The sequence below is a fragment of the Variovorax sp. 770b2 genome (genome assembly GCF_900115685.1).
In the GTDB taxonomy this organism is placed as follows: domain Bacteria; phylum Pseudomonadota; class Gammaproteobacteria; order Burkholderiales; family Burkholderiaceae_C; genus Variovorax.
In genome coordinates, this window is record NZ_FOXJ01000002.1 from 604,072 (window position 1) to 630,277 (window position 26,206).

The window sequence follows — 26,206 nt, forward strand, 5'->3', positions numbered from 1 at the left end:
GACGAAGAAAAGGCTGGGGTACAGTGGCGACCCCTTGCCGCAGCCCACACCCACCGACCCCCTCGCCACGCACAGCATCCGCCTCGAATCGGTCACGCTGGTTCGCGGCGACCAGCGCGTCTTCGACGGGCTCACGCTCACCCTGGACGAAGCGCGCATCGGGCTCGTCGGCGACAACGGCGCGGGCAAGAGCAGCCTGTTTCGCCTGATCAGCGGGCTCGACCAGCCGCAGCAGGGGCGCGTCGTGGTGCATGGCTGTGACACGCAAACGGACCGCCGCGAACTCTCGCAACACGTCGGGCTGATGTTCCAGAACCCCGACGACCAGATCATCTTTCCCACCGTGGCCGAAGAGCTCGCGTTCAGCCTCACCGCGCGCGGCCAGACGCGGCAGGCGGCACGCGAGCGGGCGCGCGAATTCCTGGCGGAGCGCGGGCTTGCGGCCTGGGCCGGCCGCGCCATCGGCGAACTCAGCCAGGGCCAGCGCCAGCAGGTGTGCCTGCTCGCGCTGCAGATCAGCCAGCCCGCGACGCTGCTGCTGGACGAACCGTTCGCGAGCCTGGACCTCTTGAGCCAGGCGCGGCTGGCGGCGCAGCTCGAAGCGACCGGCCAGCAGATCGTCGTCTCCACGCACCTGCTCGAACACGTCCACGACTTCGAGCGCGTGCTGTGGCTCGAACAAGGCCAGGTGCGCGCCGACGGGCCGGGCCGCGAGATCTGCGAGGCCTATGCCGAGAATGTGCGCCAGCGCGCCGACGCGGAGCGGCATGCGTAGTCTTTATTCATCGCATCCGACCTGGCTGCATGCGGTGCCCGCGTGGGTCAAGCTGGCGGTGCTTTCGGTGTGCGGCACGCTGCTGGTGCTGGTCGCGCGGCCGGTGCACCTGGGCATCGCGTGCGCGGTGGTGCTGCTGCTTTTCGCATCGCTCGGGCGCACGGCGTGGCTGCGCGTGCGGATGCTCGCGGGCATCGCAATCGGCTGCGCGCTGATCGTCGGCTTTCACTGGTTCCTGGGCACGACCGCGCTTGGCGTGGCGAGCGCGTTGCGCCTGGCCAGCGCGGCGGTGCTCGCGCTGATGCTGACGCTCACCACGCGCTTCGAAGACCTGCTGGTCGTGCTCGAAACCGTGATGCAGCCGCTGCAGCGCCTGGGCGTGCCGACCGAGCGCATCGCTCTCGGCATCGGCCTCATGCTGCGCTTTGCCGAGAATTTCTACGTGCAGTGGCAGCGCCTGGACGACGCCTACCGGGCCCGCGCGGGCCATGGCGGCGGGCTGCGCCTCCTGGCGCCGCTGACCATCCGCACGCTGCAGACCGCCGAGCGCGTGGCCGATGCGCTGGCCGCGCGGCTGGGGCGGTAGGCCAGACAGCGCGGCGCAGAATCGGACGACACCCCTCTCCCGAATCCCGACATGACCACCACCGGCTCCATCACCTCGTCCCGCTCGCTCTCCTACATCGCGCTCTTCGCCGCGCTGATGGCGGTGTTCGGGCTGATCCCCAAGGTCGACCTGCCGTTCGGCGTGCCGATCACGCTGCAGTCGCTGGGCGTGATGCTGGCCGGCTGCCTGCTCGGGCCGCGGCGCGGCTTCTTCGCGATCGCGCTGTTCCTGCTCGCGGTGGCGCTCGGGCTGCCGCTGCTGCCGGGCGGGCGCGGCGGGCTGGCCGTGTTCGTCGCGCCGGCCGGGGGCTTCCTGTTCGGGTGGATGTTCGGCGCCTTCGCGTGCGGCCTCTTGATGCGCCGCATGGCCGGTGCGACGGGCAAGGGGCTGCTGGCCGCGGCGTTCTTCGCGTCGGTGGTCGGCGGGATCGTGGTGGTCTATGCGTTCGGCATCGTGGGCCTCTCGCTGATCGCCCACATGTCGCTCTCGCAGGCGGCGCTCGCGATGCTGGTGTTCATTCCCGGCGACCTCATCAAGTGCGGCATCTGCGCGATGCTCGTGCAGACGGTGATGCGCGGCATGCCGAGCTGGCGGCTCGATCGCGACTGAGACCGGGCGCTACGGGTTGCGCCGCTTGAACACGGTGCGCGAGAGGTAGTCCTTGCGCGGCCCGTTCACCAGGTGCTCGATGAGGAACGAGCCATCCGCGCGGAACCGGTAGACGCTGTCGTATTGGTCAGCCGCGCAGAGGTGGCCCGCCGATCCGACCAGCTCGCCGCCTTCGCGCACGATGGCGATGTCGTGGAAGAGCCGCAGCGGCGTCTCGGCGAAGAAGACCGAGAAGCCATCCGGCCTGCGCTCGTAGACGTATTCGCGGTGCCCGTCGAACGCTTGCCCATCGGGCAGGTGGATGCGTCCCTCTTCCCGGTACTTCAGCTGGCCGGTTTGCAGGCGCGCGAATCGGGCAACGCCGACCATCGTGGCCTTGCCCTCGATGGTGCGGTCCAGGTCCCAGGCGCCTTCCAGCCGGTCGAAGACCGTGTCCGGTGTGCCCCAGGAAGCAAGGGGCGGCAGGGGCGTCGTTTCCATGCGCGAACTCTAAGCCAAGCCGGGTTCGCTGACCTTTAGGCATTGATTGTTTCCGTTCCGTGAACGCCGTGGTTCCTTTTGCTACGGGTTTTTACCTAGATGCCGTCGCACAATACATCCACAGACCGGCCCCCAAGCCGATCTGGGTGAACAGGGCCCCGAGCGAGGTGGCCGCCCCCGGAGGGACGGTGACCCACCCAAGACCGGTTCGAAATCATCCAAAGCAAAAACTGAACTGAATTGAAGGAAATCCAAATGACCGCCTCGAAGATCCTCTCCGCCGTTGCTGTTGCCCTGATGGCTGTTGCCGGTGCCGCCCACGCTGAAAGCTATGACGGCGTGCACCAACTGACCTCGGCCGTCAGCCGCGCCGACGTTGCCGGTCAAGCCGTGGCCGCCGCGCACAGTGCCGACCCGTATGCCACGGGCGCCAATGCAGGCCCCGCGCAGGTCTTCGTTTCGTCGACCAGCCGCGCCGCGGTCCGTTCCGAAGCCGTTGCCGCCGCACACAGCGCCGATCCGTACGCCGAAGGCGCATCGGCTGGCGTGGCCCCGCTGGTCGCCAGCACCGTGGACCGCAATGCCGTTCGCGCCGCGGCCCGCGCTGCCGCCCGTGGCGACGCGCTGCCGCTGTAATCCTCCGGGAGCGCGAGCTCTCCAGAAAGCCGGCCCTGCGAAAGCAGGGGCCGGCTTTTTCTTTGCCGCAATGTCCTCATGACACCGTCAGACTGCCTTCGTACCATCGCCTGATATGCAACCCCTCGTCTTCGACCCCCGCCAGACCGCCCTCATCTCCATCGACCTGCAGCGCAGCAACGTCGGCCGCCCGCTGGCCCCGCACGCCGCGGCGGACGTGGTCCAGCGCAGTACGCGCATCGCCGACGCGCTGCGCGCCGCCGGCGGCACCGTGGTGTGGGTGCGCGTCGATCTCGCCGGACTGCTGAGCCTTGCGTCGGACACGCCGCTGCGCCCGCCCGGATCGCCCGTGCCGCCCCCCGAGTTCTCCGAGCTGGTGCCCGAAGTGCAGGTGCAGGACGGCGACGTGCGGATCACCAAGCGCCAATGGGGCGCCTTCTACGGCACGGACCTCGACCTGCAACTGCGCCGCCGCGGCATCAAGACGCTGGTGATGAGCGGCATTGCGACCAATTTCGGCGTCGAGTCGACGGCGCGCGCGGCGTTCGATCGCGGCTATGAGCTCGTGTTCGTGGAGGACGCGATGACTTCGCTGGGCGCCGAGCCGCACGCCTTCACCGTCAAGGAACTGTTCCCGCGCATGGGGCGCGTGCGGTCGACGGACGAATTCCTGGCCGCCGTCGCTGGCAAGAACTAAAGCTGCTCAGCGCGCGACCAGCCGCCGCAGGCCGGCGACGATGAAGGGCGCGCTGCTCGGCGCGACCGTCTCGTGCAGCTCGACGGTCCACTGCGAGGGCGCGTCGTCAGGCGTGGGGCGCGCGCAAAGCTCGCATGCATAGAGCACCCGGCCGGCGCGCGTCGTGTCGTCGCGCACGGCAATCGCCTCGCCGCGGCATTCGTCCACCACGCTCCACCGGCCATCGGCTTCGTGGCGGACCGACCGCCGCATCAGCCGCATGGCGATGCGCTCCGGCGCCACCGTGCGCTCGCCGCCCTGCGCCCCGGGCACCTGCGCGAGCAGGCGCACGTCGAGCGGCTCGCCCACGCGAAAACCTTCGCCGCGCTCCAGCGACATGCCGCCCAACGCCACGCGCACGCGGCGCCGCACGCGCAAGGTCGTGACGACGAAGACCACCGTCAGCACCGAGAACATCGCAAACACCGGCAGGCCGACCCCCATCCAGAGCCATTGCCACCCACCGGCCAGCGCCCAGGTCATCGCGTTGAAGCCGAAGACCGCGAAGAAAGCCAGCACCGCGAGCGCGATGAACCACGCCACCCAGTCGCCGACGGATCTGCGCAGGCGTTCCGTGGCCTGCGGCGCCTCGGACGTCCATTCGGCAGGCAGCGTTTCGTCGATGGGCGGCAGGCCGGCCGTTCGCGGATCGGGCCAGGGCGCCCAGAAGTCTTCCGCTCTGCGCTCCAGTGAAATCCATTGGAGATCGGTCCAGGCCGGCAGGTAGGCCGTGGCGGTTTCCTCGCCTTCCACCCGCAGCGCGATGCCTTTCACGCCATCGGGCGTCGCCTCCTCGAAGCCGCGCGGGTATACGCCGGGCGCCCGGTGCATCCGTCGCTCCCGCACATCGACGATCAGCGTGTCGCCGCCGAGCGCCACCGCCTGGTAGCGGCGCTCGGGCGAGGTGCACCCGTACCCCGGCGCGTGTCCGGACAGATGGGCGATCAATGCAACGGACGGATGGAGGCGGGGCATGGGAGAAGCGACCGAGCATAGCCATGCCCGTGCGGCGTGAGGCGCCGGGCGGCACCAGGCCGGTGCGGCGCTCGGCTGAAAGTTCGCATCGACCGGCCGTGCGACAGACCGCGACTGCGCCATAAGGCGCATTGCCTTGGCGCAGCGCATCACTCATGATGGCGGCGCGGAAGAGACGACCGCCCGACTTCATGCTTTCGCATTACTGCGCCATGGTGGTGCGGACACGCGAAAATACGACGACGTTTCCGCCAGGAAAAATGAAAGCATGATCCGTCGCCCCTGACGCGACAACCCAACACGCATGGCTCTAACTCTAGCCCCTGAAGATACGCGCGGACGCATTCACGATCTCGTGTGGTGCGGCTTCTATCCCGATGCCGATGTCGAGTGGATGATCACCGACGAGTATCTAGACCCCGACGAGCTCACCAGCGAAGACAGGGCCTGGGTCAAGGCCGAGGCGGCCGGCATCTGCGCCGCCAAGCGCGCGGCCGAGGCCGAGTGGCCGGCCCAGACGGAGTACGACCGGCTCGAAGCCGTGTTCGCGCAACTGCGCAGCGAAAAGGTCATTGCACTGCACCGCGCGGGCAACACGCTGTCCGACGGCCACGACGACGTGCGCGAGCACTGGCGCGCGGCGGGGCGGCTGGCCTCGGGCATCCGGGGCTGCTGCTTCTATCACTCGCAGGACCTGGACACGGCCGTGCGCACGGGCCGGCTGCACCTGGCGTTCAGCGGCGGCATGATTCCCGAGATCGAGCAGCGCGAGGCCAACACGGTGGTGATCGGCCACCGCATCGTCGAACTGCTGCGCGCCGCCGGCTTCGATGCGCACTGGAGCGGCAACATCAACGAGCGCATCGAAGCCGACCTCGGCCAATGGCGCAAGCGAGGCCCCTCGGTGTGAGCGCGCCGGCCTGGCTGCCGCCGCGCCGCATCGACGCCATCGATTTCTGGCTGCGTTCCCGGTTGCTGGCCAGCGCCCACACACTGCGCGAAGCGCTCAGGCCCTCGGCCCGGCGCTGGCATGGCGATGCCCCCGCATTGGCCGACGCGCCGGTGCTCGCGCAGTACCGCACCGCGCTCTGGTCCGACGGACGCGCGGACGAATTTCCCCTGGTGGCCGGCAAGGTGCAGAACCTGCGCGTGGCGCGCCGGGCCTTCGATGCCATCGAGGTGCCGGCCGGCGAGGTGCTGAGCTTCTGGCGGCAGCTGGGCCGGCCGGGCGCCTGGCGCGGCTTCGTGCAGGGCCGCGAACTGCGCGGCGGTTGCGTGGTGCCGACGCTGGCCGGGGGCCTGTGCCAACTCTCGAACGCGCTCGCCACGGTGGCGGCCCGCGCCGGGCTGGAACTGGTGGAGCGCCATGGGCACACGGCGCGCATCGAGCAGTCCGCCGATGCGGCGGGCGATGCCGTGGATGCGACGGTGTTCTGGAACTACGTCGATCTGAAGGTGCGCGCGAAGCATGCATGGCGGCTCGAAGTCGAGCTGACTTCCGACGAGCTGGTGCTGCGCATCCGCGCGCGCTCGCCGCTCGCAATGCCGGTTGCGCCAGCGGCGCCGATGCCGCCAATGGCGCTGCGACGGTCGAGCGAAGAAGGCGTCGGCACAGCGCTGCCACTGGCACGCGGTTGCCTCAGTTGCGACCAGACCGCCTGCTTCCGGCACCGCCCGCTCTCCGCCGTGGCGCAGCAAGGGCGCACGGCCGTCCTGCTCGATGCGTGGACGCCCGAGTTCGCGCGCTATCTCGCCGCACACCACGCCGGCGCCGACCGCATGCAGCCGGTGCCGATGCGGCTCGCGTTCTGGCGTGCGCGGCCGACCGCAGGCTGGCATCGGGAAGCCGTTGCGGATGGCGCCGCATCCATTGCATCGCCCTGGTGGACGAGCCTGCGCCGCGCCGCGTGGCAGCGTCTCCGGGCGCGGCACGCGGGCCAGCGGCAGGGAAGCCTGATCGACGGGCAGCGCTGGCTGGCGCTCGCCTTCGCCGCGCGCCTGAAGCCCGAACACACGCAGCTCGTGATCGACCAGGCGCTGCTGCCGCATCTGCAGCAGGCCGGCGCGCTCGACGGCCGCCGCGTCACGGTGCTGGCCAGCGCGTTGCCGATGGCGGAGATCGAGCGCCGGCTCGACGCAGCCGCTCGGCGCTGGCCCAACGACGCGACGTTGCGCGACTTTCGTGCGGATGCCGTGCTCGTGCGCGCCGAGGCCGCGGCATTGGCGCGGGCTGCGATGGTGGTCACGCCGCATGCCGAGGTCGCGGCGCACCTGGCCGCGATGGCGCCGCAAGCGGTCTTGTCGCGGCTCGATTGGGTGCTGCCTGCCGCGCGCGGCATCGATGCCACCCGCGCCATCGATGCCGCGCGCGCCGCGCCGCCGCTGATCGTCTTCGCTGCGAGTGCGCTCGCGCGAAAGGGCGCGCGCGAACTGGCAGCGGCGTTGCAGGGCTGGCCCTGCCGGCTGCGCGTGCTCGGATCGCCCTCGGACGATGCGCAGCTCTGGCGCGGCATCGGCGGCGTCGCGCACATGCACTGGCGGGGCGACGGATTGAACGGCGCCCGCGTGGTGGTGCTGCCCGCGCACATCGAGCACGCACCGCGCGCGCTGCTGCGCGCCCTGGCGGCCGGCGTGCCGGTGGTGGCATCGAGCGCCTGCGGCCTCGCCGGACTGCCGGGGGTGCGCGAAGTGACGGCGGGCGATGTGGAGGGTCTGCGCGAGGCATTGAGGAATGCCTGCGGCGCGGACGACAACAAGAACGAAGAAAGCATTGCATGACCATCGATCTCCAGACGCTCAAGTGCGGCGAATGCGGCAGCAGCGCGCTCAAGCGCACGGGCCTGAACGAATACACCTGCGACCACTGCGGCTCGGTCACGCTGGTGGAAGACAACGTCTCCGACCGGCTCGAACGCGTGCTCAACCAGGTCAAGAACGAAGCCGGCCGTCGGCTCGCGGCCGAGCAGGCGCTGCGACAGAACTTTGTGCTGCGCAACATCGGCATCGCGATCATCGGCGTGCTCGGGCTGGTGCTGGTGTGGCGCATCGTCGCGGCGCTCGTCGAGCCACGCCGGCCAGACGACAGGCGGCCCGTGGTCGCCGCGGTGGTCGATCGCAGCATTCCCACCGACGGCCTGAAGCTGGGCGAGCCGCGGCAGGTGCTGGTGGGCAGCGGCAGTTCGGCGCAGCCCAAGCTGCTGGTGGTGGCGCGCAACGAAACCGGCAAGCCGCTGTCGCGCGCGGGCATCCGGGCGACGTACTACGACGGCGACAGCAAGGTGGACGAGCGCACCGAGACGCTGCCGATCTTCGTGCTGGAGCCCGGCGAGAGCGCGCCCGCGCTGATCGACATGCCGAACGGAAAGAACGTGACGCGCCAGGAGCTGCAGGTGCAGAAGCTCTCCGGCCCCTACAACGCCGTGCAGGGCCCGCGCCTCGCGTTCACGCGCGTGCGGCTGGTGCAGCAGGGCGAGCGCGTGCGGCTGGTGGGCCGCATCGACAACGCGCGCAAGGACGCAGCCACGCTAGGCGGCATCGACGTGCTGGCGACGCTGTACGACGACGCCGGGCAGGTGATCGGCTTCGGCCACGGGTATGCGCAGGCGAGCGAGCTCAAGCCCGGCGCGCAGACCTCGGTGGACGTGAGCGTGGCCCGTTTCGGCCGCGCGGCGGCGATCGCCGCCTGGGACTACCGCATCGGCTACAACACCGTCGACGCCTCGGGCGCGCGCACGCCGGTGCTGAACGCCGAGCGGGTGGTGCGCACCGCGGCCGGGCCGGAAAGCTTCAACCCCGACCTGCGCCTGGGCACCGAGGACCTCTTGGCCGAGGACAGCGAGCGCTTCGATCCGAAGGACCTCGAGCTGCTGCCGCTGGTCGATGGGCGCAACAACATCCAGCAGCGGCTCTTTCTCGGCGAGCTGGTGAACCGCAGCACCGATGCGGTCGTGCTCGCGCCGGGCGGCGTGATCTCGCGCTTCAGCGGCAACAAGGCGCACGGCACGACGAACATCACGGGGCTGGCGTACCTTTATCCGGGCGAGCGCTTCCCGATCTTCCTGGAGCCCGAGGACATGGAGCGCTTCACCTCGACCCGCATCGAATGGAAGCCGATGCGCCGCGCCGCGCTGCCGGGGCCGCGCAAGCCGCTGGAGGTGAAGGTGACGGGCACCAAGGCGGAGCTGGGCAGCGTGCTGCTCAACTTCAGCCAGCGCTTCACCTACAAGAGCGTGGAGGTCACGGGCAGCGTGAAGAACCCGGGCACGGCCATCATCGGCAAGGCGCGGCTGTGGGTGAGCCTGCGCGACCGCAACGGGCAGCTCACCGGCTTCAAGCTGGTGGACAACCTGCCGGCCATCGCGCCGGGCGAGAGCGTGCCGTTCCAGGTGAACGTGGAGCAGAACGGCCGCGACTTCGCGAGCGTGACCACGCTATACCAAACCGAATAGCCCCTGCCGTGGCGGCGGCGGGCCGAACACGCCATCATGGCGCCCATGATTCCGTTCTCGATCCTCGACCTCTCCCCCATCACCGAGGGCAGCGACGCCGCGCAGTCGTTCCGCAACTCGCTCTCGCTGGCGCAGCACGGCGAAAAGCTCGGCTACACGCGCTACTGGCTCGCCGAGCACCACGGCATGCCGGGCATCGCGAGCGCGGCGACGGCGGTGCTCCTGTCGTACATCGGGGCGGGCACCACGTCCATTCGCATCGGCGCCGGCGGCGTGATGCTGCCGAACCATTCGCCGCTGGTGATCGCAGAACAGTTCGGCACGCTGGCCTCGCTGTATCCGGGGCGCATCGACCTGGGGCTCGGACGGGCGCCGGGCTCCGACCAGCGCACCGCGCGCGCGCTGCGCCGCAACCTCGAATCGGACGCCGACCAGTTCCCGCAGGACGTGGTCGAACTGATGGATTTCATGTCGAAGACGCCCCAGCAGCCCGTGCGGGCCGTGCCCGGCGAGGGGCTCGAGGTGCCGGTGTGGATCCTCGGCTCCAGCACCTTCGGCGCGCAGCTGGCGGCGCATCTCGGCCTGCCCTATGCCTTTGCCTCGCACTTCGCGCCGCAGCAGATCATGCAGGCCATCCAGATCTACCGCGAGACCTTCAAGCCTTCGGCGCAGTTGAAGAAGCCGTACGTGATGCTGGGCTTCAATGTGTTCGCGGCCGATACCGACGAGGAGGCTGAATTTCGCGCCACCTCGTGGCAACAGGCCTTCGTCAACCTGCGCAGCGGCCGGCCCGGCCGCCTGCCGCCGCCAGTGGAGAACTACCGCCAGAAGGTCGGGCCGGCGGAAAACGCGCTGCTCGACTCGGTGCTCTCGTGCTCGGCGGTCGGCTCGGTCGAGACGGTGCGCCAGGGCGTCGAGGCCTTCGTGGCGCGCACCGGGGCGGACGAATTGATGATCACCTCGCAGGTGTTCGACCACGCGGCGCGGCTGCGCTCCTACGAGCTGCTGGCCGGCATCCGCTAGGACGCACTTCAGGGCATCGGGGGGCGCCCCGGGGCGCATTTCCCCCACGGCGGAACCCGCTACCCCGGGGCTGGGACAATGGCGGGCTTATGGCAAAGCAACGGATTGTGGTCGGACTGAGCGGCGGGGTGGACTCCGCCGTCACCGCGCACCTGCTCAAGCAGCAGGGGCACGAGGTGGTCGGCATCTTCATGAAGAACTGGGAAGACGACGACGACAGCGAATACTGCTCGTCGAACATCGACTTCATCGACGCCGCCAGCGTGGCCGACGTGCTGGGCATCGAGATCGAGCACGTCAACTTCGCCGCCGACTACAAGGACCGCGTGTTCGCCGAGTTCCTGCGCGAATACAAGGCCGGCCGCACGCCGAACCCCGATGTGCTGTGCAACGCCGAGATCAAGTTCAAGGCTTTTCTCGACCATGCGATGCGCCTGGGCGCCGAGAAGATCGCCACGGGCCATTACGCGCGGGTGCGATTGAACGAGGCCACCGGCCGGCACGAGCTCCTCAAGGGGCTCGACCCCTCCAAGGACCAGAGCTATTTCCTGCACCGCCTGAACCAGGCGCAGCTGTCCAAGACGCTGTTCCCGGTCGGCGAGCTGCACAAGACCGAGGTGCGCCGCATCGCGGAGGACATCGGCCTGCCCAATGCGAAGAAGAAGGACTCGACCGGCATCTGCTTCATCGGCGAGCGGCCGTTCCGCGACTTCCTGAACCGCTACATCTCCAAGGAGCCGGGCCCGATCAAGGACGACCGCGGCCGCAAGCTCGGCGAGCACCAGGGCCTGAGCTTCTACACGCTGGGGCAGCGGCAGGGGCTGGGCATCGGCGGCGTCAAGGAGAAGGGCGCGCAGCGCGGATCGGGCGACCATTCGCCGTGGTTCGTGGCGCGCAAGGACGTCGAGAAGAACACGCTCTGGGTGGTGCAGGGGCACGACCATCCGTGGCTGCTGTCGTCGGCGCTGAACGCGGACGATGCGAGCTGGGTGGCGGGCGAAGCGCCCGCTGCGGGCAGCTACGGCTCAAAAGCGCGCTACCGGCAGGCCGATGCGGACTGCGAACTCTCCGATGGCACAAATGGCGCGGATCGGGCGAATGGCGCGAAGGGCGCGAATGGAGCTTTCAGCCTGCGCTTCGGCGCGCCGCAATGGGCCGTGACGCCGGGACAGTCGGCCGTGCTCTACGACGGCGAGCGCTGCCTCGGGGGCGGCGTCATCGTTTGACCGGTGGGGTCCGCACCGATTCGTCGATGTGGATCAGCTCGAGCGGGTGGCGCTGGCCGGCCAGGTAGTCTTCGACGCACTGCAGCAGCAGCGGACTGCGATGCCGTGCCACGCTGGCACGGATCTCGTCAGGCGTCATCCACAGCGTGCGCACGATGCCTTCGTCGAGCGCGCGGCCTTCTTCCTTCGCGCCGAGCACGCCGGTGAAGGCAAAGCGCATGTAGGTCACGTCTTCCCTCTGCCCGGCCTGTGGCCGGGAACGCGCCATGTAGACGCCGACGAGCGCGGTCGGGGCGAAGTGGTGAGCGGTTTCCTCGAGCGTTTCGCGGACGCATCCCTCGGCCGGCGATTCGCCGGGGTCGAGGTGGCCTGCGGGCGTGTTGAGCATGAGGCCGCCGGCGGCGTGCTCCTCGACCAGCAGGAAGCGGCCGTCTCGCTCGATCACCGCGGCGACGGTGACATTGGGCTTCCAGCGCGGGGCCATGGCTGGCTGCCCGGCTATCGCAGCACGTAGCCGGCGAAGCGCCAGGTGCGGTCGCGATCCAGGTGGAAGCTCACGAGTTCGCGCAGGGTGCCTTCGGGCTTGCTGGCGAAGCGGGTCTCGTATTCGACGCTGACGTACTGGCCGGCCGTGTCGGCATCGGGGTCGGCCACGACCTGGCGGTTGACCGCCACCCAGGTGCGCTGCTGCGGCGCGCCGAGCGATGCGCGGTTGCTGGCGATCTTGCCCGTGAAGTCGGCACGGGTCACGCGCTTGCGGGTGGCCGGCGTGGCGCCGTCCCAGAGTTCGCCGGCCTTGCCCTGGTCGATCATCTGGATCGCCTGCATGCCGCCGCGCACCATGTCGCTGGCCTCCACGATGTCCTGTTGTGCGGCGGCCAGGCCTGTGAAGCTGCTCCAGAGCAGCGTGGCGGCGAGCAGCAGCCGGGTCATGCGGTTCATCGTCTCATTCCTTGTTGGGTGCCGGGGACGCCGTTGGAGACTGTAGCTCGGCGGAGATTCCCGGCCTGTCGGGTAGGCGCACTAGCGCGCGGATGCGGGCAAGGTGTTCGCTTCGATCGTTTCGAGCCGATAGCCCAGTCCGTAGATGGCCAGCAGCAGGAAGCCGTTCTTGGGGCGCAGGTCGAGCTTGGTTCGAAGGCGTGACACGTGGGTGTCGAGCGAGCGCGAGAGCGCCTCCACGCCCAGCCCCCACACCGCTTCGTGCAGGTGCTCGCGCGAGAGCAGGCGCCCGAGGTTCTGGAACAGGAAGAGCGCCAGTTCGTACTCGCGGTTCTTCAGTTCGACCGGCTTGCCCTTGACCTTCAGGACGCGCGAAGGCGGGTAGAAATGGTAGGGGCCGAAGATCAGCTCGGCCTCGTGCTTCGAGGGGTAGGAGCGGCGCAGCAGCGCATTGACGCGGGCCTCGAGTTCGCCGGCCCGGATCGGCTTGGCCATGAAGTCGTCGGCGCCGCTGTTGAGGCCTTCGACCATGTCGGCTTCATCGCGCCGGTCGGTCACGAAGAGGATGGGCAAGCGGCTCTTGAGGTCGTGCCGGATGGCCTTGACCACGTCCAGCCCCTTCATGTCCGGCAGGCCCCAATCGAGGATCAGCAGGTCGAAAGTCTGCCGGCGCAAAGACTGCAGCAGCGTTTTTCCTTCGGTGTACATGCGGGACTCGTGCCCGAGACCCGTCATGGTGTGGTTGATCAACTTGAGCTGTTCCGGCCCGTTGTCCAGTACGGCAATACGCATTCCATCCCCCTTTTCCTCCCTTCGCCAACCTCAGTGAGCGGGCGATTGAGCAGAAGTGTATCTATCTGCGTCTGACGTAAGAAATAGAGATTGCAACTAATGCACGCATATTGCGTTTTTCGAGGGAATGCTAGGCCGAGATGGCTACAGTTGAATACAAATACTGTTATTCCATCCACCATCGTTTACGCGCCGGATCGCTGATCCGCCGGTTCTTGATCGGGGTCAAGGAGCCGATCCGGTCTTCGCGCGAGACTGCCGCATCCGACCGGCGAATACCCGAAGTCGCTATAAATTAGATAGCTATATCAATAGCATGCATGAGCCTTGGCGGGCAACTTCGTTGCGACATTCTTGCGACACGAGCCGCTGTAATCTTGCTGTAAGCTCTGCCCGCATTCCGTGCTGCCCCTTCCCCTGAGGAGATCTCTATGCTGATAGGCGTGCCTGCCGAAACCGCGGCTGGCGAAACCCGAGTGGCCGTCACACCCGAAACGGTGAAGAAACTGGTCGCTTCCGGGCACATCGTTCGTGTTCAGTCGGGGGGCGGCGTCGCAGCCAGCGTCACCGATGCGGCTTACCAGACCGCCGGTGCGGAAATCACCGACCAGGCCGGCGCGCTGTCCGCCGACATGGTGCTCAAGGTGCGCACGCCCAGCGATGCGGAGGCCGCGCTGATGAAGGCCGGCGCCGTCGTCATCGGCATGCTCAATCCGTTCGATGCGGCGGGCCTGCAGCGCCTGGCGTCGGCCGGGGTCACTGGCTTCGCCCTCGAAGCCGCGCCGCGCACCACCCGCGCCCAGAGCATGGACGTGCTCTCCTCGCAGGCCAACATCGCCGGCTACAAGGCCGTGATGATCGCGGCCGACAAATACCAGCGCTTCTTCCCGATGCTCATGACCGCTGCCGGCACCGTGAAGGCCGCGCGCGTCGTCATCCTGGGCGTCGGCGTGGCGGGCCTGCAGGCCATCGCCACTGCCAAGCGCCTGGGCGCCGTGATCGAAGCCTCCGACGTTCGCCCGAGCGTCAAGGAGCAGATCGAATCGCTCGGCGGCAAGTTCATCGAGGTCTCCTACGACACCGATGAAGAAAAGGAAGCCGCCGTCGGCGTCGGCGGCTACGCCAAGCCGATGCCCCCGAGCTGGCTTGCGCGCCAGCAGGTCGAGGTCGCCAAGCGCGTGGCGCTGGCCGACATCGTCATCAGCACCGCGCTCATTCCCGGCCGCGCCGCGCCGACGCTCATCACCGAGGACATGGTCAAGGCCATGAAGCCCGGCTCGGTGATCGTGGACATCGCCGCCGGCAAGGGGCCAGTCAATCCCGATGGTGGCGTGGGCGGCAATTGCCCGCTGTCGGAAGCCGACAAGACCGTGGTCAAGCACGGCGTGACCATCGTCGGCGAGACCAACCTCGCGGCGCTCGTGGCGGCCGATGCGTCGGCGCTCTATGCGCGCAACGTGCTCGACTTCCTGAAGCTCATCGTCACGAAGGAAGGTGCGCTCAAGATCGACTTGGAAGACGACATCGTCGCCGCCTGCCGCATGACGCAGGACGGCCAGGTCACGAAGAAGTAAGCGAAAACGCGAGGAGAACAAGCGCCATGGATCCCGTTTCCCACACAGTCATCAACCTGATCATTTTCGTCCTGGCCATCTACGTGGGCTACCACGTGGTCTGGACCGTCACGCCCGCGCTGCACACGCCGCTGATGGCCGTGACCAACGCGATCTCGGCGATCGTGATCGTGGGCGCCATGCTGGCGGCCGCGCTCACCACCACGCCGCTGGGCAAGACCATGGGCGTGCTGGCCGTGGCCCTGGCCGCGGTGAACGTCTTCGGCGGCTTCCTCGTTACGCGGCGGATGCTGGAGATGTTCAAGAAGAAAGAGAAGAAGGCCGCCGTACCCAAGGCTGAAGAGGGAGCTTCCAAGTGAGCATGAACCTCGTCACGCTGCTGTACCTGGTTGCCAGCGTCTGCTTCATCCAGGCCCTGAAGGGCCTGTCCCATCCCACCACCTCGATCCGCGGCAACGTTTTTGGCATGACCGGCATGGCGATCGCCGTGCTGACCACCATCGCGCTGATCCACGGACAGGCGCGCTCGCTCAATGTCGACTTCGGCACCGGCATCGCCTACGTGCTGGCGGCCGTGGTGGTCGGCGGGGGCCTCGGGGCCTTCATGGCCAACAAGGTCGAGATGACCAAGATGCCCGAGCTGGTCGCCTTCATGCACAGCATGATCGGCCTGGCCGCGGTCTTCATCGGCGTGGCTGCCGTGGCCGAGCCCTGGGCCTTCGGCATCACCGCCGCGCCTGTGGCGGCGCTCATCGGCGCCAACACGCCGGACGGTGCCGTCATCCTGGACGGCTTCGTGCGCTACGCCATTCCCGCGGGCAACCGGCTCGAACTGTTCCTGGGCGCGGCCATCGGTGCCATCACCTTCAGCGGCTCGGTCATCGCGTTCGGCAAGCTCTCGGGCAAGTACAAGTTCCGCCTGTTCCAGGGCGCGCCGGTGCAGTTCTCGGGCCAGCACATGCTGAACCTCGTGCTCGGCCTCCTGACCGTCGCGCTCGGCCTGGTGTTCGTCTTCACAGAGAGCTGGCCGGCGTTCTTCGCGATGCTGGCGCTGGCGTTCGTGATGGGCGTGCTCATCATCATCCCGATCGGCGGGGCCGACATGCCGGTGGTGGTGTCGATGCTCAACAGCTACTCGGGCTGGGCCGCTGCGGGCATCGGTTTCAGCCTGAACAACGCGATGCTGATCGTGGCCGGTTCGCTGGTGGGTTCCTCGGGCGCGATCCTCTCGTACATCATGTGCAAGGCGATGAACCGCTCGTTCTTCAACGTGATCCTGGGCGGCTTCGGCGGCGAGGCGGCCACCACCGGTGGCGCGGCCAAGGAACAGCGCCCGGTGAAGACCGGCAGCGCCGACGACGCGGCCTTCGTGCTCGGCAATGCCGAGACGGTGGTCATCGTGCCGGGCTACGGCCTGGCCGTGGCGCGCGCACAGCACGCGGTGAAGGAGCTCGCCGCCAAGCTCACCGAGAAGGGCATCATCGTCAAGTACGCCATCCACCCGGTGGCCGGCCGCATGCCGGGCCACATGAACGTGCTGCTGGCCGAGGCCGAAGTGCCCTACGACCAGGTGTTCGAGATGGAAGACATCAACGGCGAGTTCGGCCAGGTCGATGTGGCGATCATCCTGGGCGCCAACGACGTGGTGAACCCTGCGGCGCACACCAAGGGCAGCCCGATCTACGGCATGCCCATTCTCGAAGCCTACAAGGCCAAGACGGTGATCGTGAACAAGCGCTCCATGGCGGCGGGCTACGCCGGCCTGGACAACGAACTCTTCTACATGGACAAGACCATGATGGTCTTTGGGGATGCGAAGAAAGTAGTGGAAGATATGGGCAAGGCCATCGAATAGGCCGGCGATCCGGGCCCGCCGCAAGGCGGGCCAGATCTTCGCGGCGCCATTCGAGCGCCGTTTTCGTTTCAGTTACCCGCAAGTTCCAAGACCTGGAGGAGACACATCCATGACCGACCGCCCCTGGCTCAGCAGCTACCCGCAAGGCGTGCCCGCCGACATCGACGCTTCGCACTATTCCTCGCTGGTCGGGCTCATGGAAGAGAGCTTCACCAAGTACGCCGACCGCACCGCCTACAGTTTCATGGGCAAGGACGTGAGCTACGCGGAGACCGACAAGCAGAGCAAGGCCTTCGCCGCGTACCTGCAGGGCCTGGGCCTCGTGAAGGGCGACCGCGTGGCCGCGATGATGCCCAACTGCCCCCAGTACCCGATCGCGGTGGCGGCTATCCTTCGCGCGGGCCTCATCCTGGTGAACGTGAACCCGCTCTACACGCCGCGCGAGCTGGAGCACCAGTTGAAGGATTCGGGCGCCAAGGCCATCGTCATCATGGAGAACTTCGGCACCACGCTGCAGCAATGCATCGCGGCCACGCCGATCAAGCACATCGTGCTCACCTCGATGGGCGACCGCCTCGGTTTCCTCAAGGGCACGCTGGTCAACTACGTGGTGCGCAACGTCAAGAAGATGGTGCCGCACTTCAGCCTGCCGGGCGCCGTGCGCTTCAACGAGGCGCTTGAAAAAGGCGCGACCCGCAAGCTGCAGGCGCCGGTCATCGGGCCCGACGACGTGGCGGTGCTCCAGTACACCGGCGGCACCACCGGCGTGTCCAAGGGCGCAGTGCTCCTGCATCGCAACGTGATCGCCAACGTGTTGCAGTCCGAAGCCTGGAACGAGCCCGTGATGGCGCAGGTGCCGGCCAACGAGCAGCCTACCGGCGTGTGCGCGCTGCCGCTCTATCACATCTTCGCGTTCACGGTCGGCATGATGCTGGGCATGCGCACGGGCGGCAAGCTGATCCTGATCCCGAATCCGCGCGACCTCGCGGGCGTGCTGAAGGAGTTGTCCAAGCACACGATCCACAGCTTTCCCGCGGTCAACACGCTCTTCAACGGCCTGGCGAACCACCCCGACTTCAACACCGTCAACTGGAAGAACCTCAAGGTCTCCGTGGGCGGTGGCATGGCGGTGCAGGCCGCGGTCGCGAAGCTCTGGCTCGAGAAAACCGGCTGCCCGATCTGCGAAGGCTACGGCCTGTCGGAGACATCGCCCTCGACCACCTGCAACCCCACGAACAGCAAGGCCTATACCGGCACCATCGGCCTGCCGCTTCCGAGCACCTGGCTCAAGCTGCTGGACGACGACGGCCACGAAGTGCCGATGGGCCAGCCGGGCGAGATCGCCATCAAGGGACCGCAGGTGATGGCCGGCTACTGGCAGCGCCCCGACGAGACCGCCAAGGTCATGACGCCCGACGGCTACTTCAAGAGCGGCGACATCGGCGTGGTCGACGAGCGCGGCTACTTCAAGGTGGTCGATCGCAAGAAGGACATGATCCTGGTGTCGGGCTTCAACGTGTACCCGAACGAGATCGAGGACGTCGTTGCACAGATTCCGGGCGTGCTCGAATGCGCGGCGGTGGGCGTGGTCGACGACAAGACCGGCGAGGCCGTCAAGCTCGTGATCGTGAAGAAAGACGAGTCGCTCACCGAGGCGCAGGTGCGCGAATACTGCAGAGCAAACCTTACGGGTTACAAGCAGCCGCGAATCGTAGAGTTTCGTACGGACCTGCCGAAAACACCGGTCGGAAAGATCCTCCGCCGCGAGCTGCGCGACGCCAAGAAGTAAGGGTTCGGCCCGGGTAGGGCCACGGCATCGATCTTGCATATTCGCGGGTCGATGTTCAGATTCATATTGACCCGCGTGAGCCTGCTGGTGCCGACCTTCATCGGCATGACGCTGCTGGCCTTCTTTCTCATCCGGCTGGTGCCGGGCGACCCCATTGAAACCATGGCCGGCGAGCGCGGGATCGATCCCGCGCGCCATGCCGAACTGCGCACCGCCTACGGCTTCGACAAGCCGATCCTCGTGCAGTACGGCATCTACATCGGCCGCGTGCTGCATGGCGACCTCGGCAAATCGATCATCACGCAGGACAAGGTGATGGGCGAGTTTCTCGCGCTCTTCCCCGCCACCGTGGAACTCGGCGTGTGCGCGATCCTTTTCGCGCTGCTGCTGGGCTTGCCCGCCGGCATCCTGGCGGCCGTGCGGCGCAACTCCATCTTCGACCACGGCGTGATGGCCACCTCGCTCACCGGCTACTCGATGCCGATCTTCTGGTGGGGGCTGCTGCTGATCCTGTTCTTCTCGGTGCAACTCGGATGGACGCCCGTTTCCGGGCGCATCGCGGTGCAGTACTTCATCGAGCCCGAAACGGGCTTCCTCCTGATCGACTCGCTGCGCGCCGGCGATACCGATGCCTTCTGGTCGGCGCTGCACCACCTCATTCTTCCGGCCATCGTGCTGGGCACCGTGCCGCTCGCGGTGATCGCGCGCATGACGCGCTCGGCCATGCTCGAAGTGCTCGGCGAGGACTACATCCGCACCGCGCGCGCCAAGGGGCTCTCGCGCTTTCGCGTGGTGGGCCTGCATGCGCTGCGCAATGCGCTGATCCCGGTCGTCACGGTCATCGGGCTGCAGGTGGGCGTGCTCTTCACCGGCGCGATCCTCACCGAGACGATCTTTTCCTGGCCCGGTGTCGGCAAGTGGCTCATCGAGGCCATCGGCCGGCGCGACTACCCGGTGCTGCAGGGCGGCATGCTGCTGTTGGGCGGCATCGTGATGCTGGTCAATCTTCTTGTCGACGTGGCCTACGGCGTCATCAATCCCCGTATCCGACGCTGATGAACGCGACTTCGACCCCTCCCATCCCGACGACCGGTGCGAGCACCGCGCCGCCCGGCCCCTGGCGCGAGTTCTGGACCGCTTTCTCGGCGAACCGCGGCGCGGTCATCGGGCTCGTCACCATCGCCGTGCTGCTGCTCGTCGCGCTCCTCGCGCCGTGGATCGCACCGCACGCGCCCAACGAAACCAACAGCGCCGTCTTCCTGCAGCCGCCCGCCTGGCAGCAGGGCGGAACGTGGAGCTACCTGCTGGGCACCGACGCCATCGGCCGCGACATCCTGTCGCGCCTCATGTACGGTGCGCGGCTCTCGCTGTCGATCGGCGTTGCCGTCGTGGCGCTGTCGGTGGTGGCGGGCGTGGTGCTCGGTCTCATCGCGGGGTTTTTCCGCGGCGTGCTCGAGATCGCGATCATGCGGCTCATGGACATCGTGCTCACGCTGCCGAGCCTCCTGCTGGCCATCGTGATCGTCGCGATCCTCGGCCCGGGCCTCGTCAACGCGATGCTCGCGGTGGCCATCGTGGTGTTGCCGCACTACGTGCGTATCACGCGGGCGGCCGTCATCGCCGAGGTCTCGCGCGACTACGTGACGGCGGCGCGCGTGAGCGGTGCCGGCACGCTGCGCCTCATGTTCAGCGAGGTGCTGCCCAACTGCGCAGCGCCGCTGATCGTGCAGGCCTCGCTCGGCATTTCCACCGCCATCCTCGATGCGGCGGCGCTCGGCTTCCTCGGCCTCGGCGCGCAGCCGCCATCGCCCGAGTGGGGAACGATGCTGGCCGACGCGCGCGAGTTCGTGCTGCGCGCCTGGTGGGTCGTGACCTTCCCGGGTCTCGCGATCCTCGCGGCGGTGCTGGCTTTCAATCTGCTGGGCGACGGTCTGCGCGATGCGCTGGACCCCAAACTGAAACGATGACAACTCTCCATGATTCAAGTCCAGGGGCGCCGCGGAACCGGCTTTGCCGGGCCGCAGGTGCAGCCCCCTGCAAGGGGGTTGGCGAAGCGACACGAAGTGCGCGAAGACTGGGGGTGAGATGAGTCTTCTGGACATCAAAGATCTGCACGTGGAATTTCCCACGCAAGGTGGCGTGCTGCACGCCGTAGACGGCGTGAGCCTCACGCTCGAAGAGGGTGAAGTGCTCGGCATCGTCGGCGAATCCGGCTCGGGCAAGAGCGTCACGATGATGGCGCTCATGGGCCTGGTCGGCTTCCCGGGCCGCGTGCGCGCGGACCACATGCGCTTCGCTGGGAAAGACCTGCTCGGCATCTCCGACAAGGCGCGCCGCTCGCTGGTCGGCAAGGAGGTCGCGATGATCTTCCAGGAGCCGACCACCAGCCTGAACCCCTGCTTCACCATCGGCTTTCAGCTGATGGAAGTGCTGCGTCTCCATCTGAACCTGGACAAGCGTACCGCGAAGAAACGCGCGACCGAGCTGCTGGAGCAGGTGGGCATTCCCGCCGCATCGTCGCGCCTCGCAAGTTATCCGCACCAACTCTCGGGCGGCATGAACCAGCGCGTGATGATCGCGATGGCCATCGCCTGCAACCCGCGCCTCCTGATCGCCGACGAGCCGACCACCGCGCTCGACGTGACCATCCAGGCGCAGATCCTCGACCTGCTGCGCGAGCTGCAGAAGGAGCGCGGCATGGCGCTGGTGCTCATCACGCACAACATGGGCGTGGTGAGCGAGATGGCGCAGCGCATCGCCGTGATGTACGCGGGCCAGGTGATGGAGCACCAGCGCGTCGACCGGCTCTTCGCATCGCCGCAGCACCCGTACACCGAGGCCCTGCTCGCGGCATTGCCCGAGCGTGCCGCGCCCGAAGGGCGGCTGGCCACCATCAGCGGCGTGGTGCCCGGCGTGCACGACCGGCCTTCGGGCTGCCTCTTCGCGCCGCGCTGCAGCTACGTCACCACGCGCGCATGCAACGTGCGACCGGCGCTGCGAGAGTGGCAGGGTGCCGAGGTGCGTTGCCACTATCCGCTGGGCGAGCCGGGCCGCATCGTGGCGATCGAGCAGGACCGGCCACGGCAGTTGCCCGTGGCGGAGGCGCTGCCATGAACAACGACAAGGGCGTGCCCGGCGACATCGTGGTCGAGGCCACCAATCTGCAGCGCACCTACGACGTGCGGCGCGGGCTCTTTCGCGCGCCGGCGCATCTGCGCGCAGTGGGCGACATCTCGTTCCGGCTCGAACGCGGCCGCACACTGGCGGTGGTCGGTGAATCGGGCTGCGGCAAGTCCACGCTCGCGCGCATGGTCGCGCTGATCGAGAAGCCGACGGCGGGGCAGCTCACGCTGGTCGGCGCCGATGCGGTGAACCCGCCGGCCGAGCGCAAGCGCGAGCTGCGCCAGGCCGTGCAACTCGTGTTCCAGAACCCCTACGGCTCGCTCAATCCGCGCAAGAAGATCTCGGCCGTGCTCGAGGATCCGCTCGCGATCAACACCCCGATGGGCAAGGCGGAGCGCGCCACCAGGGCGCGCGAAATGCTCGCCCGCGTGGGCCTGCGTCCCGAGTACGCGAACCGCTACCCGCACATGTTCTCGGGCGGCCAGCGCCAGCGCATCGCGATCGCGCGCGCGCTCATGCTGTCGCCGCGCCTCCTGGTGGCCGACGAGCCGGTGTCGGCGCTGGACGTATCGATCCAGGCGCAGGTGCTGAACCTGCTGGCCGACCTGCAGGCCGAGCTGGGCCTTGCGTATCTCTTCATCTCGCACGACCTGGGCGTGGTGCGGCATATCGCGCACGACGTGCTCGTGATGTACCTGGGCCATGCGGTGGAGCAGGGCCCCAAGGGGCGCATCTTCGCCCGGCCGCTGCATCCGTACACGCAGGCGTTGCTGGCCTCGACGCCGGGGCTCAGCAGCCAGCGCATCGTGTTGAAGGGCGAGCTGCCGTCGCCGCTGAATCCGCCCTCGGGCTGCGTCTTCAACACGCGCTGCCACCACGTGCAGCAGCGCTGCCGCGAAGAGCGGCCCCTGCTGCGCGCGCTGGACGAGCGGCTGGTGGCCTGCCACTACGCAGAGAAGTTCCTCGATGGCGCGCCTCCCGTGCGCGCCGATGTCCCCGTGCTCGCCGTTCCGATGGCGACGAATCCCTGAGCAAGTTCGTTTTTTTCAACCGTGTCTGAAGGAGTCCCCATGAAGACCCAACCCTCCGTTTCGCGCCGCTCACGAATGCTGGCGCTCCTGGCACCGACAGCGCTTGCGGCCCTTACCCTGGCCTCGGGCGCCGTGTCAGCCAAGACGCTGGTGTATTGCTCCGAAGGAAGTCCGGAGAATTTCTATCCGGGCATGAACACCACCGGCACCTCGTTCGACGTGACCACGCAGGTCTACAACACCATCGTCGAGTTCGAGCGCGGCGGCACCAAGGTCACGCCGGGCCTCGCAGAAAAGTGGGACATCTCGGCCGACGGCACGGTCTACACCTTCCACCTGCGCAAGGGCGTGAAGTGGCACACCACGAGCAAGAGCTTCAAGCCCACGCGCGACTTCAACGCCGACGACTTCATCTTCATGCTCGAGCGCCAGTGGAAGGAGAGCGATCCGTTCTTCAAGGTCACGAGCCAGAACCACTCGTACTTCAACGACATGGGCATGCCCAAGCTGCTGAAGACGGTGGACCGCATCGACGACTTCACCGTGAAGATCACGCTCAACCAGGCCGAGGCGCCGTTCCTCGCCAACCTGGCGATGCAGTACGCGGGCATCCAGTCCAAGGAATACGCGATCGCCATGCTGAAGGCCGGCACGCCCGAGAAGGTCGACCAGGACCCGATCGGCACTGGCCCGTTCTACCTCGTGCAGTACCAGAAGGACGCGATCATCCGCTTCAAGGCCTTCCCGCAGTACTGGGGCGGCAAGGCGAAGATCGACGACCTGATCTTTGCGATCACGCCCGATGCATCGGTGCGCTGGGCCAAGCTGCAGAAGGGCGAATGCCACGTCATGCCGTACCCGAACCCGGCTGACCTGGACGCGATCCGCAAGGACCCGAACGTGCAGGTGCTGGAGCAGCCGGGCCTGAACGTGGGCTACCTCTCGTACAACACGACCAAGAAGCCCTTCGACGACGTGCGCGTGCGCAAGGCCATCAACATGGCGATCAACAAGAAGGCCATCATCGACGGCGTGTACCTCACGACCGGCGTTGCGGCCAAGAACCCGATCCCGCCGACCATGTGGTCCTACAACGATGCGGTGAAGGACGATCCGTACGACCCCGAAGCCGCCAAGAAGCTGCTGGCGCAGGCCGGCTTCCCCGATGGCTTCAGCACCGACCTGTGGGCCATGCCGGTGCAGCGTCCGTACAACCCGAACGCCAAGCGCATCGCCGAGCTGATGCAGGCCGACCTCGCCAAGATCAACGTGAAGGCCGAGATCAAGAGCTTCGAATGGGGCGAGTACCGCAAGCGCCTGCAGGCCGGCGAGCACCAGATGGGCATGCTGGGCTGGACCGGCGACAACGGCGATCCGGACAACTTCATGTACACGCTGCTGGGTTGCGCCTCGGCCAAGTCGGCCAGCGGCAGCAACATTTCCAAGTTCTGCTACCAGCCATATGAAGACATCGTGGTGAAGGCCAAGAGCACGACCAAGCAGGCCGACCGCGACGCGCTCTACAAGAAGGCGCAAGTCATCTTCAAGGAGCAGGCGCCGTGGTTCACCATTGCGCACGCGGTGCAGCTGAAGCCGGTGCGCAAGGAAGTCGTCGACTTCAAGCTGAGCCCGTTCGGCCGCCACACGTTCTACGGCGTGGATATCAAGTAAGCGGTGGCCGCGCCCATTGCCATCGTCGCGGCGATGCACGAGGAGCTGAAGGCGCTCCTCGCGCAGATGCCCGATGAGCAGCGTGTGCGCATCGCGGGACGCGACTTCTGGGTGGGCCATCTGCATGGCCAACCGGTGGTCGCGGTGCTGTCGCGCATTGGCAAGGTCGCGGCGGCTGTGACGGCCACGATGCTGCTCGAACGGTTCGCCGTGCGAGCCATTGTGTTCAGCGGTGTCGCGGGTGGCCTGGCGCCGGGTGTGAATGTCGGCGACGTGGTCGTGGCGACCGGGCTGCTTCAGCACGACATGGATGCCTCGCCGCTCTTTCCGAAGTACGAAGTGCCCTTGATGGGCATTTCGCGTTTCACGGCCGACGCCGCGATCAGCGATGCGTTGGCGGCCGTCGCGCAAGAGACGCTGCGTGACCCGGTGGCGCTGGTGGGGCAGAGCGCTGTCGATGAATTCGGCCTTCGGTCGCCGAAGGTGCATCGCGGCCTGCTGGTCAGTGGCGACCGCTTCGTCTCGACCGCTGCCGAAAGCCAAGCGCTGCGGCGCAATCTGCCCGACGCACTTGCCGTGGAAATGGAAGGCGCCGCAGTGGCGCAGGTGTGCCACGACTACGGCGTGCCCTTCGCGGCGATGCGGACGATTTCAGACCGCGCCGACGACGAAGCCCATGGCGATTTCGCGCGCTTCGTCGCCGAAGTGGCGAGCCGCTACAGCCTCGCGCTGGTCGGCGCGTGGCTCGCAAGGCAATCGGCTACTTGAGCCAGCCGCGCCGGCGGAAGTACCACATCGGCACCAGCGCGCTGGCCGCCATCAGCACGATGGCATACGGATAGCCCATGGCCCAGTCGAGCTCGGGCATGAACTTGAAGTTCATGCCGTAGATGCTCGCGATCAGCGTGGGCGGCAAGAGCGCCACGCTCGCCACCGAGAAGATCTTGATGGTTTTGTTCTGGTTGATGTTGATGAAACCGACGGTCGCATCCATCAGGAAGTTGATCTTGTCGAAGAGGAACGCCGTGTGGTTGTCCAGCGATTCGATGTCGCGCAGGATTTGCCGCGCCTCTTCGAACTGCTCGGCGTTGAGCATCTTGCTGCGCATCATGAAGCTGACGGCGCGGCGCGTGTCCATCACGTTGCGGCGGATGCGGCCGTTCAAGTCTTCCTGCCGCGCGATGAGGCCCAGCACCTCGCCGGCCAGCTCGTCGGTGACGTTGCCCGAGAGCACCTTCTTGCCGGCCACCTCGAGCTCGTCGTAGATGTTCTCCAGCGTGTCGGCCGAGTATTCGGCGTCGGCGTCGAAGAGCTTGAGCATCACTTCTTTTGCATCTTCGATCAGCCCCGGCGCGCGGCGTGCGCGCATGCGCAGGAGGCGGAACACGGGCACGTCCTCGTCGTGGATCGAGAACAGCACGCCGCGGCTGCGCAAGTCCGTGTTGTGCTGGTTGAGGATGAAGGCGACGCGCACCGTGCGCGGGTCTTCGTCGTCGTCGATCAAAAAGTCGGAGCGGATGTGCAGTTCGCCGTTGTCTTCTTCGTAGAAGCGGGCGGATTCCTCGATGTCCTCGTCCATCGCGTCTTCGGGAATCGAGAGACCGTAGTACTGCTTGATCCAGCGCTTTTCGTCCAGCGTGGGCGATTCGAGATCGACCCAGATCGGCTGGAACTTGGAGAGCTCCTCCAGCGACTCGATCTCTTCCTGGACGAGGCGGCCGTTGGCGAGCGTAAAGATATTGAGCATGGGCTCACTCCCGGGGATGACTGAACGGTAGGCGAGGGAGGGGCGCTTTCAATTCCCGGGCCCGGCGCGAGGCGCGTCAGAAGGGAGTTGAAAGCTGCCGAGACGGGGCGGTTTCCATGGGGAGTCTCCGGTTGCAGCGAGGCGCGATTATGTCACCGGCCACAAGG

Annotated in this window: 27 protein-coding genes; 21 read left to right on the top strand and 6 right to left on the bottom strand. The window is 67.4% G+C overall.

All coding sequences use genetic code 11. The annotated features are described in order from the left end of the window. Nucleotides 1-34 precede the first annotated feature (34 nt). From BM133_RS18385 to BM133_RS18395, 3 genes are read left to right on the top strand one after another with little or no spacing between them, the layout of a single operon-like run. Nucleotides 35-775 (top strand): energy-coupling factor ABC transporter ATP-binding protein, encoded by a 741-nt coding sequence (locus BM133_RS18385; RefSeq protein ID WP_093437116.1) that lies wholly within the window; start codon nucleotides 35-37, stop codon nucleotides 773-775. After that, nucleotides 768-1,361: an energy-coupling factor transporter transmembrane component T family protein gene (locus BM133_RS18390; RefSeq protein ID WP_093437113.1), complete on the top strand. Its 594-nt coding sequence runs from the start codon at nucleotides 768-770 to the stop codon at nucleotides 1,359-1,361. Before BM133_RS18385 ends, BM133_RS18390 begins: the two co-directional genes overlap by 8 nt. A gap of 51 nt (nucleotides 1,362-1,412) precedes the next feature. After that, complete coding sequence (locus BM133_RS18395; RefSeq protein WP_042581295.1) at nucleotides 1,413-1,991, top strand: biotin transporter BioY; 579 nt, start codon at nucleotides 1,413-1,415, stop codon at nucleotides 1,989-1,991. 9 nt (nucleotides 1,992-2,000) lie between these two features. On the opposite strand, the gene BM133_RS18400 is transcribed toward BM133_RS18395, so the two are convergent. Next, nucleotides 2,001-2,471: a DUF6314 family protein gene (locus BM133_RS18400; RefSeq protein WP_093436612.1), complete on the bottom strand. Its 471-nt coding sequence runs from the start codon at nucleotides 2,469-2,471 to the stop codon at nucleotides 2,001-2,003. A 255-nt stretch (nucleotides 2,472-2,726) separates the two neighbouring features. Here BM133_RS18400 and BM133_RS18405 point away from each other — a divergent pair, with 255 nt between their 5' ends. Then, complete coding sequence (locus BM133_RS18405) at nucleotides 2,727-3,107, top strand: helicase SNF2 (protein ID WP_093436615.1); 381 nt, start codon at nucleotides 2,727-2,729, stop codon at nucleotides 3,105-3,107. A gap of 115 nt (nucleotides 3,108-3,222) precedes the next feature. Next, nucleotides 3,223-3,804, top strand: a complete 582-nt coding sequence (locus BM133_RS18410; protein ID WP_093436618.1) for an isochorismatase family protein — start codon at nucleotides 3,223-3,225, stop codon at nucleotides 3,802-3,804. A 6-nt stretch (nucleotides 3,805-3,810) separates the two neighbouring features. Here the strand turns inward: BM133_RS18410 and BM133_RS18415 are convergent, their stop codons facing one another. Further along, entirely contained in the window at nucleotides 3,811-4,818 is a 1,008-nt protein-coding gene (locus BM133_RS18415) for a hypothetical protein (RefSeq protein WP_256219252.1), read from the bottom strand. Between the two features lie 136 nt (nucleotides 4,819-4,954). Here BM133_RS18415 and BM133_RS35190 point away from each other — a divergent pair, with 136 nt between their 5' ends. The 6 genes from BM133_RS35190 to mnmA all read left to right on the top strand — a co-directional run bounded on the left by BM133_RS35190 (nucleotide 4,955) and on the right by mnmA (nucleotide 11,515). Next, on the top strand, nucleotides 4,955-5,104 hold the full coding sequence (locus tag BM133_RS35190) for a hypothetical protein (protein WP_177224870.1): 150 nt from the start codon (nucleotides 4,955-4,957) through the stop codon (nucleotides 5,102-5,104). Nucleotides 5,105-5,122: 18 nt separating this feature from the next. Further along, entirely contained in the window at nucleotides 5,123-5,728 is a 606-nt protein-coding gene (locus BM133_RS18420) for a DUF6891 domain-containing protein (protein ID WP_093436621.1), read from the top strand. Continuing rightward, nucleotides 5,725-7,596, top strand: coding sequence for a VanW family protein (locus BM133_RS18425; protein WP_256219253.1), 1,872 nt, complete (start codon nucleotides 5,725-5,727; stop codon nucleotides 7,594-7,596). Before BM133_RS18420 ends, BM133_RS18425 begins: the two co-directional genes overlap by 4 nt. Further along, nucleotides 7,593-9,266, top strand: a complete 1,674-nt coding sequence (locus BM133_RS18430) for an FxLYD domain-containing protein (RefSeq protein ID WP_093436627.1) — start codon at nucleotides 7,593-7,595, stop codon at nucleotides 9,264-9,266. Before BM133_RS18425 ends, BM133_RS18430 begins: the two co-directional genes overlap by 4 nt. A gap of 45 nt (nucleotides 9,267-9,311) precedes the next feature. Continuing rightward, nucleotides 9,312-10,289 (top strand): LLM class flavin-dependent oxidoreductase, encoded by a 978-nt coding sequence (locus BM133_RS18435; RefSeq protein WP_093437121.1) that lies wholly within the window; start codon nucleotides 9,312-9,314, stop codon nucleotides 10,287-10,289. An 89-nt stretch (nucleotides 10,290-10,378) separates the two neighbouring features. Next, nucleotides 10,379-11,515 carry a tRNA 2-thiouridine(34) synthase MnmA gene (mnmA, locus tag BM133_RS18440; RefSeq protein ID WP_093436629.1) on the top strand — a complete coding sequence of 379 codons (1,137 nt, stop codon included), beginning with the start codon at nucleotides 10,379-10,381 and terminating at the stop codon, nucleotides 11,513-11,515. On the opposite strand, the gene BM133_RS18445 is transcribed toward mnmA, so the two are convergent. The 3 genes from BM133_RS18445 to BM133_RS18455 form a co-directional block, all read right to left on the bottom strand. After that, nucleotides 11,505-11,999 (bottom strand): NUDIX hydrolase, encoded by a 495-nt coding sequence (locus tag BM133_RS18445; protein WP_093436632.1) that lies wholly within the window; start codon nucleotides 11,997-11,999, stop codon nucleotides 11,505-11,507. The genes mnmA and BM133_RS18445 overlap by 11 nt on opposite strands. 14 nt (nucleotides 12,000-12,013) lie before the next feature. Beyond that, nucleotides 12,014-12,457 carry a DUF4019 domain-containing protein gene (locus tag BM133_RS18450; protein ID WP_093436635.1) on the bottom strand — a complete coding sequence of 148 codons (444 nt, stop codon included), beginning with the start codon at nucleotides 12,455-12,457 and terminating at the stop codon, nucleotides 12,014-12,016. An 81-nt stretch (nucleotides 12,458-12,538) separates the two neighbouring features. Continuing rightward, entirely contained in the window at nucleotides 12,539-13,249 is a 711-nt protein-coding gene (locus BM133_RS18455) for a response regulator transcription factor (RefSeq protein ID WP_093436638.1), read from the bottom strand. Between the two features lie 431 nt (nucleotides 13,250-13,680). Here BM133_RS18455 and BM133_RS18460 point away from each other — a divergent pair, with 431 nt between their 5' ends. From BM133_RS18460 to BM133_RS18505, 10 genes are all read left to right on the top strand, one after another. Then, nucleotides 13,681-14,823: a Re/Si-specific NAD(P)(+) transhydrogenase subunit alpha gene (locus BM133_RS18460; protein WP_093436641.1), complete on the top strand. Its 1,143-nt coding sequence runs from the start codon at nucleotides 13,681-13,683 to the stop codon at nucleotides 14,821-14,823. A gap of 26 nt (nucleotides 14,824-14,849) precedes the next feature. Further along, nucleotides 14,850-15,182, top strand: coding sequence for an NAD(P) transhydrogenase subunit alpha part 2 (locus BM133_RS18465; RefSeq protein ID WP_093436643.1), 333 nt, complete (start codon nucleotides 14,850-14,852; stop codon nucleotides 15,180-15,182). Beyond that, nucleotides 15,179-16,678, top strand: coding sequence for an NAD(P)(+) transhydrogenase (Re/Si-specific) subunit beta (locus tag BM133_RS18470; protein WP_093436646.1), 1,500 nt, complete (start codon nucleotides 15,179-15,181; stop codon nucleotides 16,676-16,678). Before BM133_RS18465 ends, BM133_RS18470 begins: the two co-directional genes overlap by 4 nt. A gap of 109 nt (nucleotides 16,679-16,787) precedes the next feature. Then, nucleotides 16,788-18,467: a long-chain-fatty-acid--CoA ligase gene (locus tag BM133_RS18475; protein WP_093436648.1), complete on the top strand. Its 1,680-nt coding sequence runs from the start codon at nucleotides 16,788-16,790 to the stop codon at nucleotides 18,465-18,467. A 51-nt stretch (nucleotides 18,468-18,518) separates the two neighbouring features. After that, on the top strand, nucleotides 18,519-19,523 hold the full coding sequence (locus tag BM133_RS18480) for an ABC transporter permease subunit (protein ID WP_093436651.1): 1,005 nt from the start codon (nucleotides 18,519-18,521) through the stop codon (nucleotides 19,521-19,523). Beyond that, nucleotides 19,523-20,434 carry an ABC transporter permease subunit gene (locus BM133_RS18485; RefSeq protein WP_093436653.1) on the top strand — a complete coding sequence of 304 codons (912 nt, stop codon included), beginning with the start codon at nucleotides 19,523-19,525 and terminating at the stop codon, nucleotides 20,432-20,434. Before BM133_RS18480 ends, BM133_RS18485 begins: the two co-directional genes overlap by 1 nt. 118 nt (nucleotides 20,435-20,552) lie before the next feature. Further along, nucleotides 20,553-21,581, top strand: coding sequence for an ABC transporter ATP-binding protein (locus BM133_RS18490; RefSeq protein ID WP_093436656.1), 1,029 nt, complete (start codon nucleotides 20,553-20,555; stop codon nucleotides 21,579-21,581). Next, complete coding sequence (locus BM133_RS18495) at nucleotides 21,578-22,621, top strand: dipeptide ABC transporter ATP-binding protein (RefSeq protein WP_093436659.1); 1,044 nt, start codon at nucleotides 21,578-21,580, stop codon at nucleotides 22,619-22,621. The genes BM133_RS18490 and BM133_RS18495 overlap by 4 nt, the downstream gene beginning before the upstream one ends. Nucleotides 22,622-22,660: 39 nt before the next feature. Next, nucleotides 22,661-24,292 (top strand): ABC transporter substrate-binding protein, encoded by a 1,632-nt coding sequence (locus BM133_RS18500; RefSeq protein WP_093436661.1) that lies wholly within the window; start codon nucleotides 22,661-22,663, stop codon nucleotides 24,290-24,292. Between the two features lie 3 nt (nucleotides 24,293-24,295). Continuing rightward, nucleotides 24,296-25,060: a 5'-methylthioadenosine/adenosylhomocysteine nucleosidase gene (locus tag BM133_RS18505; protein WP_093436664.1), complete on the top strand. Its 765-nt coding sequence runs from the start codon at nucleotides 24,296-24,298 to the stop codon at nucleotides 25,058-25,060. Here BM133_RS18505 and corA read toward each other — a convergent pair. Further along, nucleotides 25,053-26,039 (bottom strand): magnesium/cobalt transporter CorA, encoded by a 987-nt coding sequence (gene corA, locus BM133_RS18510; RefSeq protein ID WP_093436667.1) that lies wholly within the window; start codon nucleotides 26,037-26,039, stop codon nucleotides 25,053-25,055. The two genes, BM133_RS18505 and corA, sit on opposite strands and share 8 nt — an antisense overlap. Between the last annotated feature and the right edge of the window lie 167 nt (nucleotides 26,040-26,206).

Bases quoted from the DNA above. Each gene is read 5' to 3' on its own strand.
- BM133_RS18390 (WP_093437113.1), top strand. From the start codon at position 768: ATGCGTAGTCTTTATTCATCGCATCCGACCTGGCTGCATGCGGTGCCC.
- BM133_RS18395 (WP_042581295.1), top strand. From the start codon at position 1,413: ATGACCACCACCGGCTCCATCACCTCGTCCCGCTCGCTCTCCTACATC.
- BM133_RS18400 (WP_093436612.1), bottom strand. From the start codon at position 2,471: ATGGAAACGACGCCCCTGCCGCCCCTTGCTTCCTGGGGCACACCGGAC.
- BM133_RS18405 (WP_093436615.1), top strand. From the start codon at position 2,727: ATGACCGCCTCGAAGATCCTCTCCGCCGTTGCTGTTGCCCTGATGGCT.
- BM133_RS18410 (WP_093436618.1), top strand. From the start codon at position 3,223: ATGCAACCCCTCGTCTTCGACCCCCGCCAGACCGCCCTCATCTCCATC.
- BM133_RS18415 (WP_256219252.1), bottom strand. From the start codon at position 4,818: ATGCCCCGCCTCCATCCGTCCGTTGCATTGATCGCCCATCTGTCCGGA.
- BM133_RS18420 (WP_093436621.1), top strand. From the start codon at position 5,123: ATGGCTCTAACTCTAGCCCCTGAAGATACGCGCGGACGCATTCACGAT.
- BM133_RS18430 (WP_093436627.1), top strand. From the start codon at position 7,593: ATGACCATCGATCTCCAGACGCTCAAGTGCGGCGAATGCGGCAGCAGC.
- BM133_RS18435 (WP_093437121.1), top strand. From the start codon at position 9,312: ATGATTCCGTTCTCGATCCTCGACCTCTCCCCCATCACCGAGGGCAGC.
- mnmA (WP_093436629.1), top strand. From the start codon at position 10,379: ATGGCAAAGCAACGGATTGTGGTCGGACTGAGCGGCGGGGTGGACTCC.
- BM133_RS18445 (WP_093436632.1), bottom strand. From the start codon at position 11,999: ATGGCCCCGCGCTGGAAGCCCAATGTCACCGTCGCCGCGGTGATCGAG.
- BM133_RS18450 (WP_093436635.1), bottom strand. From the start codon at position 12,457: ATGAACCGCATGACCCGGCTGCTGCTCGCCGCCACGCTGCTCTGGAGC.
- BM133_RS18455 (WP_093436638.1), bottom strand. From the start codon at position 13,249: ATGCGTATTGCCGTACTGGACAACGGGCCGGAACAGCTCAAGTTGATC.
- BM133_RS18460 (WP_093436641.1), top strand. From the start codon at position 13,681: ATGCTGATAGGCGTGCCTGCCGAAACCGCGGCTGGCGAAACCCGAGTG.
- BM133_RS18465 (WP_093436643.1), top strand. From the start codon at position 14,850: ATGGATCCCGTTTCCCACACAGTCATCAACCTGATCATTTTCGTCCTG.
- BM133_RS18475 (WP_093436648.1), top strand. From the start codon at position 16,788: ATGACCGACCGCCCCTGGCTCAGCAGCTACCCGCAAGGCGTGCCCGCC.
- BM133_RS18480 (WP_093436651.1), top strand. From the start codon at position 18,519: ATGTTCAGATTCATATTGACCCGCGTGAGCCTGCTGGTGCCGACCTTC.
- BM133_RS18485 (WP_093436653.1), top strand. From the start codon at position 19,523: ATGAACGCGACTTCGACCCCTCCCATCCCGACGACCGGTGCGAGCACC.
- BM133_RS18490 (WP_093436656.1), top strand. From the start codon at position 20,553: ATGAGTCTTCTGGACATCAAAGATCTGCACGTGGAATTTCCCACGCAA.
- BM133_RS18495 (WP_093436659.1), top strand. From the start codon at position 21,578: ATGAACAACGACAAGGGCGTGCCCGGCGACATCGTGGTCGAGGCCACC.
- BM133_RS18500 (WP_093436661.1), top strand. From the start codon at position 22,661: ATGAAGACCCAACCCTCCGTTTCGCGCCGCTCACGAATGCTGGCGCTC.
- corA (WP_093436667.1), bottom strand. From the start codon at position 26,039: ATGCTCAATATCTTTACGCTCGCCAACGGCCGCCTCGTCCAGGAAGAG.